The organism is Serratia sp. C2(1), from assembly GCF_036352655.1.
Taxonomy (GTDB): domain Bacteria; phylum Pseudomonadota; class Gammaproteobacteria; order Enterobacterales; family Enterobacteriaceae; genus Serratia; species Serratia inhibens.
Genome location: NZ_JAZFBA010000005.1, coordinates 1 through 12239 on the forward strand (window position 1 = coordinate 1; position 12239 = coordinate 12239).

General features: G+C 56.2%; 10 protein-coding genes. 3 read left to right on the top strand and 7 right to left on the bottom strand.

From position 1 onward, the window contains the following. The first annotated feature begins 434 nt into the window (after positions 1–434). Entirely contained in the window at positions 435–1124 is a 690-nt protein-coding gene (locus V2S86_RS21255) for a FadR/GntR family transcriptional regulator (RefSeq protein ID WP_330764025.1), read from the top strand. A gap of 61 nt (positions 1125–1185) precedes the next feature. After that, positions 1186–2601: a multidrug transporter subunit MdtD gene (gene mdtD / locus V2S86_RS21260; protein ID WP_330764026.1), complete on the top strand. Its 1416-nt coding sequence runs from the start codon at positions 1186–1188 to the stop codon at positions 2599–2601. Here mdtD and rbsR read toward each other — a convergent pair. From rbsR to kup, 7 genes are all read right to left on the bottom strand, one after another. Beyond that, positions 2598–3599, bottom strand: coding sequence for a ribose operon transcriptional repressor RbsR (gene rbsR / locus V2S86_RS21265; protein ID WP_004950431.1), 1002 nt, complete (start codon positions 3597–3599; stop codon positions 2598–2600). The genes mdtD and rbsR overlap by 4 nt on opposite strands. Before the next feature lie 5 nt (positions 3600–3604). Continuing rightward, positions 3605–4531 (bottom strand): ribokinase, encoded by a 927-nt coding sequence (rbsK, locus tag V2S86_RS21270; RefSeq protein ID WP_330764027.1) that lies wholly within the window; start codon positions 4529–4531, stop codon positions 3605–3607. Positions 4532–4592: 61 nt separating this feature from the next. Next, positions 4593–5480, bottom strand: a complete 888-nt coding sequence (gene rbsB / locus V2S86_RS21275; protein WP_330764230.1) for a ribose ABC transporter substrate-binding protein RbsB — start codon at positions 5478–5480, stop codon at positions 4593–4595. A 23-nt stretch (positions 5481–5503) separates the two neighbouring features. After that, positions 5504–6469, bottom strand: coding sequence for a ribose ABC transporter permease (rbsC, locus tag V2S86_RS21280; RefSeq protein WP_004950441.1), 966 nt, complete (start codon positions 6467–6469; stop codon positions 5504–5506). A gap of 6 nt (positions 6470–6475) precedes the next feature. Continuing rightward, positions 6476–7981, bottom strand: a complete 1506-nt coding sequence (gene rbsA, locus V2S86_RS21285) for a ribose ABC transporter ATP-binding protein RbsA (protein ID WP_330764028.1) — start codon at positions 7979–7981, stop codon at positions 6476–6478. A gap of 7 nt (positions 7982–7988) precedes the next feature. After that, positions 7989–8408 carry a D-ribose pyranase gene (rbsD, locus tag V2S86_RS21290; RefSeq protein ID WP_330764029.1) on the bottom strand — a complete coding sequence of 140 codons (420 nt, stop codon included), beginning with the start codon at positions 8406–8408 and terminating at the stop codon, positions 7989–7991. A gap of 168 nt (positions 8409–8576) precedes the next feature. Next, positions 8577–10445 (bottom strand): low affinity potassium transporter Kup, encoded by a 1869-nt coding sequence (gene kup, locus V2S86_RS21295; RefSeq protein ID WP_311994804.1) that lies wholly within the window; start codon positions 10443–10445, stop codon positions 8577–8579. A 283-nt stretch (positions 10446–10728) separates the two neighbouring features. On the opposite strand from kup, the gene ravA reads away from it, so the two are divergent. Further along, positions 10729–12237, top strand: a complete 1509-nt coding sequence (ravA, locus tag V2S86_RS21300; RefSeq protein ID WP_330764030.1) for an ATPase RavA — start codon at positions 10729–10731, stop codon at positions 12235–12237. The last annotated feature ends 2 nt before the right edge of the window (positions 12238–12239 follow it).

The window sequence follows — 12239 nt, forward strand, 5'->3', positions numbered from 1 at the left end:
AAATGAATTTTACTTCAGTAGTCACTCTTCAAGACTTGATATTTTTTCGTACCCGAAGGTACTGGATATCGTCTTGTGGAGTGCCCACACAGATTGTCTGATAAATTGTTAAAGAGCAGTGAGTTAGTCGCTTTCGCTTGTTAACTCGAGGTGGCGTATACTACGCTTTTCACCCGAAGAGTCAAGCATTTATTTTGCTTTTCTCTTCCTGACCCGGCGACTTGTCAGTCGTTGTTCCCGGTCAGTGGAGGCGCATTATAGGGAGTTCTCAGAAGGCCGCAACCCCTAAATGCAAAAAACTTTTCAAGCGCGGATTTTTTCGGCAAAACGCTGCACAAGCCAGCAATTCCGTCACTTTTTCCGGCAAACAGCCACAAAAGCAGGCGATCCGTAGAGTAAAATAAGAGTAACAATGTCAGTAAGGACTCGCAGCCATGCAATTTAACGCTCAACAACAGGCCGCCCAACGCAACCTTTCTTATCTGCTTGCAGAGAAACTCGGCCAACAAATTCTGGCAGGCGATTATCAGGCAGGCAGTATCTTGCCCGGAGAGATGGAACTGGGAGAACAATTCGGCGTGAGTCGCACGGCAGTGCGTGAAGCAGTAAAGATGCTGGCAGCCAAAGGTATGCTGCTGCCTCGCCCGCGCATCGGTACCCGGGTGATGCCGCAAAGCCAGTGGAATTTCCTCGATCAGGATTTATTGACCTGGTGGATGACGCGGGAAAACTTCGATCAGGTGATGCAACACTTCCTTATATTGCGCACTTCATTGGAACCGCAGGCCTGTTCGCTAGCTGCGGCCAACGCCAGCGCTCAGCAAACTGCACACTTGGCCGAATTGATGGCGGAGATGCGCGCACTGCATATCCAATTTGACCGCGAGCGCTGGATCCAGGTTGATACCCAATTCCACCAGCTTATCTATGAAGCCAGCGGTAACCCGTTTCTGACATCATTCGCCAACCTGTTCAGTTCGGTGTATCAAAGCTACTTCCGCGCCATTACCGGTAATGAAGTGATTAAGCTCCAACACCATCAGACAATCGTGGATGCGATACTGGCCGGTGACGGCACCCAGGCGTTAGCCGCATGCCAGGTTTTACTCAAAGAGAAAGACTGACTCATCTTTCTTATATAAGAAAGATGAGAGGGACGAATACGACAGCTAACCAGGATCGACAATGACCAAATCCGCGCGCAGTATGGCAGGGCTACCCTGGATCGCCGCAATGGCGTTCTTTATGCAGGCACTGGACGCCACCATCCTCAACACCGCATTACCGGCGATCGCCCACAGTTTGGATCGCTCGCCGTTGGCGATGCAGTCCGCCGTCATCAGCTATACGCTGACGGTCGCCATGCTCATCCCGGTCAGCGGTTGGCTGGCGGACCGCTTCGGCACCCGCCGGGTATTTATCCTCGCGGTATCGCTGTTTACCTTGGGCTCATTGCTGTGTGCGCTTTCCCCTACGTTAAGCGTGCTGGTGACTTCACGCGTCATTCAGGGGATCGGCGGTGCGATGATGATGCCGGTGGCGCGTCTGGCGCTGCTGCGCGCCTACCCGCGCAGCGAACTATTACCAGTACTGAACTTCGTGACCATGCCGGGGTTGGTTGGGCCAATCATGGGGCCGCTGCTGGGCGGCTGGCTGGTGACTTACGCCACCTGGCATTGGATTTTCCTGATTAATATCCCGATTGGCCTGCTCGGCATCTTCTATGCGCGTAAATACATGCCGGACTTCACCACCCCCAAGCGCCGTTTCGATTTCATTGGCTTTATGTTGTTTGGCCTAAGTCTGGTGCTGGTTTCCACCGGGCTTGAGTTGTTCGGCGAACGAGTGCTGGCCAGCTATATCTCGCTAGGTATCCTGCTGAGCGGCGTGGTGATGCTGTTCGGTTATATCGCTCATGCCCGCAGGCATCCCCAACCGCTGATTGATCTGGATTTGTTCAAGACACGCACCTTCTCGGTGGGCATTGCCGGCAACGTCGCCTCGCGCCTGGGCACAGGTTGTGTGCCGTTTCTGATGCCACTGATGCTACAGGTGGGCTTCGGTTATTCTGCGATTATCGCCGGCTGCATGATGGCACCGACTGCCGTCGGTTCGCTGATGGCAAAATCCACCGTCACACAGGTGCTGCGCTGGTTCGGTTACCGCAAGACGTTGGTTGGGATCACTGTAATTATCGGCGTGTTGATTGCCCAGTTCGCGCTGCAAAGCCCTGGGATGCCGCTGTGGTTGATGATCTTGCCGTTATTCGTTCTCGGCATGGCTATGTCTACGCAATTCACCGCCATGAATACCATCAGTCTGGCGGATTTAAACGATGCCAATGCCAGCTCCGGCAACAGCGTGCTGGCGGTTACCCAACAGCTTTCCATCAGCTTCGGCGTGGCGATCAGCGCAGCAGTTTTGCGTTTCTACGAATCGATGTCGCTCGGCACCATGATCGATCACTTCCACTACACCTTTATTACGATGGGGATTGTCACCGTCGCGTCGGCGTTTGTCTTCATGCTATTGAGAACGAAGGATGGCCGCAATCTGATCGGCGGCCGGGAAGCGAAGAAAGAAGCGAAAGCGGCGGGCTAGCGGTGGCCCACCGAAGCACGTTCCACCAGCTCAGGGGTCAGCACCAGAACCTGGGCTTCACGTTCCGGATTCTGCAGGCGGTTGATCAGCGCATCAATCGCCAGTTCCCCCAGAGAATCCTTCGGCTGATGAATAGTACTTAACGGCGGTGCCAGATACTTGGCCAGTTCGATATCATCGTAGCCCATCACCGCCATGTCTTGCGGTACCGACAACCCGGCCTGGTATAGCGCCTGATAGGCACCTACCGCTACCGCGTCGTTACCGGCGAATACCGCATGCGGCGGTTCGGCCAACGCCAGCAGCTGTTTCATCGCGGCAACGCCACCTTCAAATTCAAAGTCGCAGTGCACTTCGTACCCGGGCAAAATCGCCAGCCCGGCGCGTTGCATGGCGCGGCGGTAGCCTTCCAAACGATGGCGAGCGGTGGTTTTATCCTGCGGGCCGGCGATACAGGCAATGTTGCGATAACCGCGGGCGATCAGGTGATCGGTCGCCATCTCTCCGCCCAGCAGCGAGTTATCCTGAATGATGTCGTTGGCCCCTTCGAACGGTGCCCAGTCCATCATCACGATAGGCAGTGACGGATAGCGGCTCAGCGCGTCCTGTGACGGTCGATGGTTTTCGGTGCACATCAACAGCAGGCCATCGACGCGTTTTTGCAACAGCGTCTCCATGCTGCGGTTCATGCGCGCGGCATCCTCTTCGGTATTGCACAGGATCAGGCTGTAGCCGCGCTCGTAGCAACTGCGTTCAACGCCACGCACCACTTCGGCATAGAACGGGTTGTTGCTGGACGTCACCAGCATGCCAATGGTCCGCGTCTGGTTGAGCTTAAGGCTGCGCGCCAGCGCGGAAGGCGCGTAGTTCAATTGTTCTACGGCCGCCATGACCTTGTCGCGCACGCTGTCGCTGACAAAGCGATTGTTATTGATAACGTGTGAAACCGTCGAGGTTGAAACGCCCGCCAGGCGGGCGACATCTTTCATGGTGGCCAAAGGCGTTACTCCTGCTGCTGCAAGAAGGCGTCGATCTCTTCACGCCAGGGCACGGAAGGCTGAGCGCCAGGGCGGGTTACCGCGATTGCCGCCGCCGCATGGGCGAAGCGCACCGCATCTGCCATCGTTTTACCTTCCAGTAGCGCCGTCACCAACGCCCCGTTGAAGGTATCACCGGCAGCTATGGTGTCTATCGCTTTAACCTTGAAGCCGGGCACCAACTTGCCGTTGCCGTTCTCACTCAGCCAAACGCCACGGCTGCCAAGGGTAATGATCACCGTGCCGATGCCTTTATCGTGCAAGGCTTGCGCCGCACGCGCCGCATCATCATCATTAGCGATAGCTATGCCGGTGAGGCGCTGGGCTTCCGTTTCATTGGGCGTAATCATATCGACCATCGCCAGCAGTTCATCCGGCAGCTCACGCGCCGGTGCCGGATTGAGGATCACCTGCGTTTGATGCTGCTTCGCCAGACGTGCGGCGGCCATCACCGTTTCCAGCGGTGACTCGAGCTGCATCAGCAAAGCATCGGCCTGGATCACTTTCTGCTGATAGCGCGCCAGATAGTCGGGCGTTACGGCGGCATTGGCACCGGCATCGATGCCGATCACGTTCTCGCCTTCAGCATTGACAAAAATCAGCGCCACGCCCGTGGTGTTGTCGGCAATCGCCTCAATAGGTTGGGTATCAATGCGATCGGTCGCCAGTTGCAAGCGGATGCGCTCTCCGATGTCATCTGCGCCGACGCAGGCTATAAAGGCAATCTCCGCACCGCTGCGCCCTGCCGCCACCGCCTGATTCGCGCCTTTACCACCAAATGCCACCTTATACTGTTTCCCGATCACCGTTTCACCCGGGTGGGGAAACTGCTCAATATTGAGGATATGGTCGGCATTGATACTGCCAAGCACCACCAGCTTACCTGTTTCCATCGCATTGATTCCTGAATTGCGCGCCATCATAAACGCCCCGTTTCGATGGCGCTGGTATGACTTATTGAGTGACCAGTTTCAAATCAACCGGGATGGTTGCCGGCACTTTCTCGCCTTTCAAGACTTTATCCGCCGTTTCCACGCCAATCACGCCGATTTGGTCCGGACGCTGCGCCACGGTCGCCGCCAACTTGCCACCTTCAACCGCTTTCACGCCGTCGGCGGTGCCGTCGAAGCCTACCACGACCACATCGGTTTTACCGGCGGTTTGCAGCGCGCGCAGTGCGCCCAGCGCCATTTCGTCGTTCTGCGCAAACACCGCCTGCACGTCCGGATGCGCAGTCAGCAGATTCTGCATTACGTTCAGACCCTTGGTACGATCGAAATCTGCTGGCTGGCTGGCCAGCAGTTTGAATTTGTTCTGATCCAGAGACTGTTTGAACCCTTCGCCGCGCTCGCGGGCGGCGGAGGTACCGGCGATCCCTTCCAACTGGATCACTTTAGCGTCTGCGCCCACTTTTTTAGCGATAAAGTCGCCGGCCATTTTGCCGCCAACGCGGTTATCCGAAGCGATATGGCTGACCACCTCGCCCTTGCTCGCCACGCGGTCCAGCGTAATGACCGGGATTTTGGCCTGATTGGCCATCTTGATGGCGTTACCCACCGCATCGGAATCCGTTGGGTTAATCAGCAGCAGTTTAGGCGCCTGCACCATCAGATCCTGCACGTTAGCCAGCTCTTTCGCCGGATTGTTCTGCGAGTCCAGCACCACCAGGTTATAACCCAGCTTGTTGGCTTCCTGCTGCGCGCCTTCTTTCATGGAAACGAAGAACGGGTTATTCAGTGTGGACACCACCAGCGCGATGGTGTCTTTCGCCAACGCGTTAGCGCTCAGGGTAGCAGTCAGAGCGAAGGCCGAAGCCAGGATTGCCAGTTTTTTCATTTTCATCATCGTGATTCCTGTAGGGGAGGTTACTTGTTGCTTTTGTTATCTACCAGAACCGCCAGCAGTATCACCACTGCCTTCACGATCATTTGGTAGTAGGAAGAAACACCCAGTAAATTCAGGCCGTTGTTCAGGAAGCCAAGGATCAGCGCCCCGATCAGCGTGCCGACGATGCGGCCCTTGCCGCCCGCCAGGCTGGTACCACCCAGCACGACGGCCGCGATGGCATCCAACTCATAACCGGTACCGGCTGTCGGCTGCGCAGAAGACAGGCGCGCCACTTCGATAACACCCGCCAGCGCCGCCAGCAGCCCGCACAGTGAATAAACGATAATCTTCACTTTATCGACGCTGATGCCGGAAAGGCGGGTCGCCGCTTCGTTACCGCCCAGGGCATAAATATAGCGGCCCAAGCGGGTGTGGTGCAGCATGTACCAGGCGGCGATAAACACTATCGCCATGATCCAGATCGGGGTTGGCACCCCCAGCGGACGGCCGATACCGAACCAGCCGAACGTATCGGCCACGTCGGTAAAACCGGTATTCACCGGGCTGCCGTTGGTGTACACCATGGTGACGCCGCGCAGCAGCAACATCATCACCAGGGTAGCAATAAATGCCTGCACCTTGCCTTTGGCGACAATCACGCCGGTGCAGGCGCCCACCGCAGCACCCAACGCCAGCGCCGCTGCAACGGCCACCACCGCGTTGATTTCAAAACCGACGATCGACGCCGCCACCGCACCGGTCAGCGCCAGCAGCGATCCCACCGACAGATCGATACCGGAAGTCAGGATCACCAGCGTCATCCCGACCGCCATAATGGCGTTCACCGAAGTTTGCTGGAGAATATTGAACAGGTTGTTCAGGGTGAAGAAATTCGGGCTCATTGAAGAGACCACGGCAATCAGCACCAGCAGAGCAATCAGGGACTTTTGCTCTAACAGCCACTCTTTACTGAACCAGCGCTTTGCGACACTCTGGGAACTCATATCTGATTACTCCTGCTTTACGCCGTATTGCTTGCCGACGGCCGCTGCCATCAACACTTCCTGGGTGGCCTGTTCAATCGGGAATTCACCGCTTAAGTGCCCTTCGTGCATGACCAGGATGCGGTCGCTCATGCCCAGCACCTCCGGCATTTCCGAAGACACCAGAATGATGCTCAGCCCTTCCTGCTTGAACTGGTTGATTAACTGATAGATTTCTTTTTTTGCGCCGACATCGACACCGCGCGTCGGCTCATCGAGGATCAACACTTTTGGCCGCGTCATCAAACCGCGGGCAATCGCCACCTTCTGCTGATTACCGCCGGAAAGCAGGCCAATCGGCTGTTCCATCGAAGGGGTCTTGATATTGAACAGGCGAATGAAATCCCCTACCGCCTGCTGCTCATCAGCCTGTTTCAGGCTACCGCCGGCGCGGCTGAAATAACGCAGCGCAGTCAGCGACATGTTTTCCTTCACCGACATTCCCAGAACCAGTCCATCGCGCTTGCGGTCTTCGGAGATATACACGATGCCGTTAGCCAGGCCGTCCTGCGGGGAGCGAGTCACCACCTCATGGCCATCGAGGCTGACAGTGCCGGCTTTGCGCGGCGCGGCGCCGTAGAGAATCTTCATCAACTCGGTACGCCCGGCCCCCATCAGCCCAGCGACACCCAGTATTTCACCACGGTAGAGAGTAAAGCTGACGTCATCCACGCCGGGGCCGGAAAGCTGGCTGACCTCCAGCCGCTTTTCGCCGCGCGGCAGGTTAAGCCGCGGATATTGCTCCTCCAGCTTGCGGCCGACCATCATTTCGATAAGCAGATCTTCCTGCAGCTCGCTGACCGGTCGCTCGGCGATAAACTGCCCATCACGGAACACCGTAACGTCATCGCAGATTTCGAAAATCTCCTTCAGCCGGTGCGAGATATAAACAATGCCGCGCCCCTCGGCCTTCAGTTCGTTGATCACGTTAAATAAAGACGCGGTTTCCGTGTCGGTCAGCGCATCGGTCGGCTCATCCATAATGATGACTTTCGACTCGAAGCTCAGCACCTTGGCGATTTCCACCATCTGCTGATCGCCGATCGACAGTTCGCCCACCAGCCGGTGGCTGCTGTAACTCAGGTTCAGCCGCGCCAGCAGCTTGTCGGCTTCGGCGTACATTCGCTTCCAGTCGATGCAGCCAAAGCGGTTAACAAACTCACGCCCCAGGAAAATGTTTTCCGCAATCGTCAGTTGAGGGATCAGGTTCAGTTCCTGATGGATAATGCCGATGCCCGCATCCTGCGAATCCTTTGGCCCGTTGAACGCCACCTCTTTGCCGAGAAAATACTGACTGCCGGCATCTTTGTTATAAATGCCGGTCAGCACTTTCATCATGGTGGACTTCCCGGCGCCGTTTTCGCCCACCAGCGCCATCACCTTACCGGGATAGACGCTGAGTGCGGCGCCGGAAAGCGCCTTCACGCCGGGAAAGGCTTTATCGATCCCTTTCAGTTGCAGTAAAGGTTGCATAAATGCCTCAGAAAGTTACGCCGGCGCAGAGGATGACGTTCGCGTACGGCGAACATTCACCACTGCGGATCACCGCCCGGCTGTGTTCAGTTTGCGCTTTAAAAGCTTGGTGGCTGATATAACTCACGCTAATGGTGTTTCCCTGGTGTTGGCCAAGCTGTGTCAGTTGAGCCAACAAGGCTTGATGGAGCTGCGGATTTTGATGCACCATCTCTTCCGCCAGAATGGCGCTTTCAACCTGCATCTCCTGCGTCACTACCCCGACCACCTGCAAAAACGTCGGCACTCCCTGGGTCAGCGCCAGATCGATACGCTGCGTCACCGCCGGGATCGGCAGCCCCGCATCGCAGATGACAATCTGATCGGTATGGCCGAGCCGGGAAACCACGGCAGAAACCTCAGCATTCAGCAGTACGCCTTTTTTCATCTTCTCACTCCAGCAGCGAAACGTTTCGCTATCGGATGAGTTTAAAAAAAAGGCAGGGGAAGGCAACCGGGATAATGCAGAAATGTGATCGCTATCGAAACGTTTCGCTCGTGCAACTGAAAAGCGGAAACAAAAGGGGCCCAGCATGGCTGAGCCCCTGAGAGGGAGTTAAATCTCGACCTGGGTTCCCAGCTCTATCACCCTGTTAGGCGGGATCTCAAATTGGTCCGGCGCGCGCAACGCGTTGCGACTCAGCGCGATAAACAGCTTGCCGCGCAGGAACAGATACCAAGGCCGTTTGGTCAGGATCAACGACTCATGCGACATAAAGAACGAGGTTTCCGTCATGCGGCACGGCAGCCCCTCCAACCCACAGCGGTGGAACACTTCTTCAACGTTCGGCGTTTCGCGCCATCCGTAGCTGGCCACCACCCGCCAGAAAGTCGGTGACAGCTGTTCGATGGTCACCCGGCGCACATTGTGTACGTAAGGCGCATCCTCGGTACGCAGCGTCAGCAGCACCACCCGCTCATGCAGCACCTTGTTGTGTTTCAGGTTATGCAGCAACGCAAAAGGGATCACGTTAATGGCGCGCGACATAAATACCGCCGTGCCAGGCACCCGCACCGGCGGCGATTTCTCCAGCGAGGCAATCATCGCCTCCAGAGAGTTACCGTGCTCATGCATGCGGCGCAACAGACGGAAACGTTCGCTTTTCCAGGTGGTCATGATGATGAACATCACCAGCGCCAGCATCAACGGCAGCCAACCGCCGGAGAACAGTTTCAGGGCGTTGGCGGAGAACATCGGCACGTCGATAATCAGCAGGATAATCAGGATGCCAACGGTGATGAAACGGTTCCAGTGCCAATTTTTGATCGCCACCGAGGTCACCAGAATACTGGTCAGCACCATGGTGCCGGTAACGGCGATGCCGTACGCCGCCGCCAGGTTGCTGGAGTGTTCAAAGCCCACAATCACCAGCACGACCGCGATATACAACGTCCAGTTGATCACCGGAATATAGATTTGGCCGGATTCCATTTCCGAGGTATGGATAATGCGCATCGGCGACAGATACCCCAGGCGCACCGCCTGGCGGGTCAGAGAGAATACGCCGGAAATCACCGCTTGCGAGGCAATGACCGTAGCCAGCGTCGCCAAGATCAGCAGCGGGATCAACGCCCAATCCGGCGCCAACAGGAAGAACGGGTTCTTGATCGCCTCGGGATTTTTCAGCAACAACGCGCCCTGGCCGAAATAGTTCAGCACCAGCGAAGGCAACACCACGGTGAACCAGGCCAGGCGGATAGGGAATTTGCCGAAGTGCCCCATATCGGCATACAGCGCCTCAACGCCGGTAATCGACAGTACCACTGCGCCCAACGCAAAGAACGAGACCTTCTTATATTCCATAAAGAAGTTCAGCGCCCATTTCGGGTTCATCGCCTGCAGCACTTCCGGGTTAGCGATGATGCTGCGCGCGCCCAGCACCGCCAACACGATAAACCACAGCAGCATCACCGGGGCAAACAGTTTGCCGACGCTGCCGGTACCGTGTTTTTGGATAGCGAACAGCAGCGTCAGCACCAGAATGGATAAGGGGACGATATAGCCATCGAGCGACGGCGCGGCTATCTCCAGCCCCTCTATCGCCGACATCACCGATATCGCCGGGGTGATCACCACCTCGCCATAGAAGAAACTGCCGCCAATCAGGCCAAGAATCACCAACACCGCCGTGGTACGCGCGGAAGTATTGCGCCCGGCCAGCGACATCAGCGTCAGAATACCGCCTTCGCCGGCATTATCCGCACGCATGACATAGCTGAGGTATTTAAGCGAAACGATGATAATCAGCATCCAGAAAATCAGGGACAGGAAGCCAAACACCACGTCAGGACGAACATCGAAGCCATAATGGCCGGAGAAACATTCTCTCAGGGTATAAAGAGGGCTGGTGCCAATATCACCGTAAACCACCCCAATTGCCGCCAGAGTTACCGCTGATAAGGACTGTTTATGTTCTGTGCTCATAATTCGTTTCTTTATTAGAACATCCGTTAGCGATGCATCCGCATCAGCCAGAGATACGGGCTCTAAGATCCGTTACGCCCACTAAAAGGCGCACAGTATGCACGATTTATACTGCTTGCCTACTCTTATATCAGCCCCGAAAAATAAACAAAATGTGAACCAGCCACCCTTTTGATAATAGAAAGATTTTACTAATCAACAAGCTATACCATTAAAAATAATGGTGGTTTATCATCGAATTATCCACCAAGATTGGCTAACTCTCGGACAACACGACAATAATATGGCGCCATCATCACTTCTGGCAGAACGGATTTCCCGCCTCAGCAGCGCGCTGGAGAGCGGTCTTTATGAACGGCAGGAAGCAATTCGCCTGTGTTTGCTGGCGGCCCTGAGCGGTGAAAGCGTGTTTCTTCTCGGCCCACCCGGCATCGCCAAGAGCCTGATTGCCCGCCGGTTAAAATTCGCCTTTCGCCGCGCGCGTTCGTTCGAATACCTGATGACACGCTTCTCGACGCCGGAAGAAGTGTTCGGTCCGCTGTCTATCCAGGCATTAAAAGATGAAGGCCGCTATCAGCGTCTGACCGCCGGCTATCTGCCCGAGGCGGAGATCGTGTTCCTGGATGAAATCTGGAAAGCCGGCCCGGCGATCCTAAATACCCTGCTAACGGCGATCAACGAACGCCGCTTCCGCAACGGCAACAGCGAAGAACCGATCCCGCTGCGATTACTGGTTACCGCCTCTAACGAACTGCCTGAGGCCGACAACAGCCTGGAAGCGCTGTACGACCGCATGCTGATCCGCCTGTGGCTGGACAAAGTTCAGGATAAACAGAATTTCCGCTCGCTGCTGGTCAGCCGCCAGAATGAGAATGACAACCCGGTCCCTGAAGCCTTGAGCATCAGCGACGAAGAATTTCACCAATGGCAGCCGCAGATCGACAAGGTCAAACTGCCCGAAGGCTGCTTTGAACTGATATTCCAGTTGCGCCAACGATTGGATGCGCTAGAAAGCGCCCCCTACGTCTCCGACCGTCGTTGGAAAAAAGCGCTGCGGCTGTTGCAGGCTTGCGCCTTCTTCAGCGGCCGCGACGCCGTCGCCCCGCTCGATCTGATGTTGTTGAAGGATTGCCTGTGGCATGACCTCACTTCGCTAAAGCTGCTGCAACAGCAAATCGACCAGCTACTGACCGAGTCGGCCTATCAGCAGCAAACGCTGTTGATCCAGCTACAGCAGATCCACACCCGCTGGCTACAACATCAACAACAACAAAGCGATCGTCAGGCAATAGCGCTGGTGAAAAAAGGCGCCATGTTCAGCAGAAAACCCCAGTTTATGCCGGCTGCGCCCTTAGGCACCGGTACCCTGACCCTGCTACTGCAAAAACCGCTGCAGCTGCATGATATTCAGGTCAACCATCTGAGCATTGAAAGCAGCGCGCTGGAAAACTGGCTGCAAAAGGGTGGCGACGTGCGCGCCAAACTGAACGGCATCGGCTTTGCCCAGCAGATCGATCTGGAAGTGGACGAGCAACTGCACCTGACGATACTGGACGTCAGCCGCCAGCCTTCTCTGTTGGCCTTGCCCGGCAAACAGACCGGCGGAACGCCGCAGGCGATGCTGGACGAAATGGACGCGCTGGCGCAACGCCTGGCAGAACAGCGTCGGTTGTTCAGCCAACACCAACCCTGCCTGTTTACTCCTGCCGGCGGCCTGGCAAAAATTGAAGCCAGCCTGTTGCAGGTGGCAGAGCAGATCAAGCAGCAGCACCAGCAGATGCGCGGCCAATAACG

What these genes read in the sequence shown, in the direction of transcription:
- V2S86_RS21255 (WP_330764025.1), top strand. Translation starts at nt 435, where the DNA reads ATGCAATTTAACGCTCAACAACAGGCCGCCCAACGCAACCTTTCTTAT.
- mdtD (WP_330764026.1), top strand. Translation starts at nt 1,186, where the DNA reads ATGACCAAATCCGCGCGCAGTATGGCAGGGCTACCCTGGATCGCCGCA.
- rbsK (WP_330764027.1), bottom strand. Translation starts at nt 4,531, where the DNA reads ATGGAAACAGGTAAGCTGGTGGTGCTTGGCAGTATCAATGCCGACCAT.
- rbsB (WP_330764230.1), bottom strand. Translation starts at nt 5,480, where the DNA reads ATGAAAATGAAAAAACTGGCAATCCTGGCTTCGGCCTTCGCTCTGACT.
- rbsC (WP_004950441.1), bottom strand. Translation starts at nt 6,469, where the DNA reads ATGAGTTCCCAGAGTGTCGCAAAGCGCTGGTTCAGTAAAGAGTGGCTG.
- rbsA (WP_330764028.1), bottom strand. Translation starts at nt 7,981, where the DNA reads ATGCAACCTTTACTGCAACTGAAAGGGATCGATAAAGCCTTTCCCGGC.
- rbsD (WP_330764029.1), bottom strand. Translation starts at nt 8,408, where the DNA reads ATGAAAAAAGGCGTACTGCTGAATGCTGAGGTTTCTGCCGTGGTTTCC.
- kup (WP_311994804.1), bottom strand. Translation starts at nt 10,445, where the DNA reads ATGAGCACAGAACATAAACAGTCCTTATCAGCGGTAACTCTGGCGGCA.
- ravA (WP_330764030.1), top strand. Translation starts at nt 10,729, where the DNA reads ATGGCGCCATCATCACTTCTGGCAGAACGGATTTCCCGCCTCAGCAGC.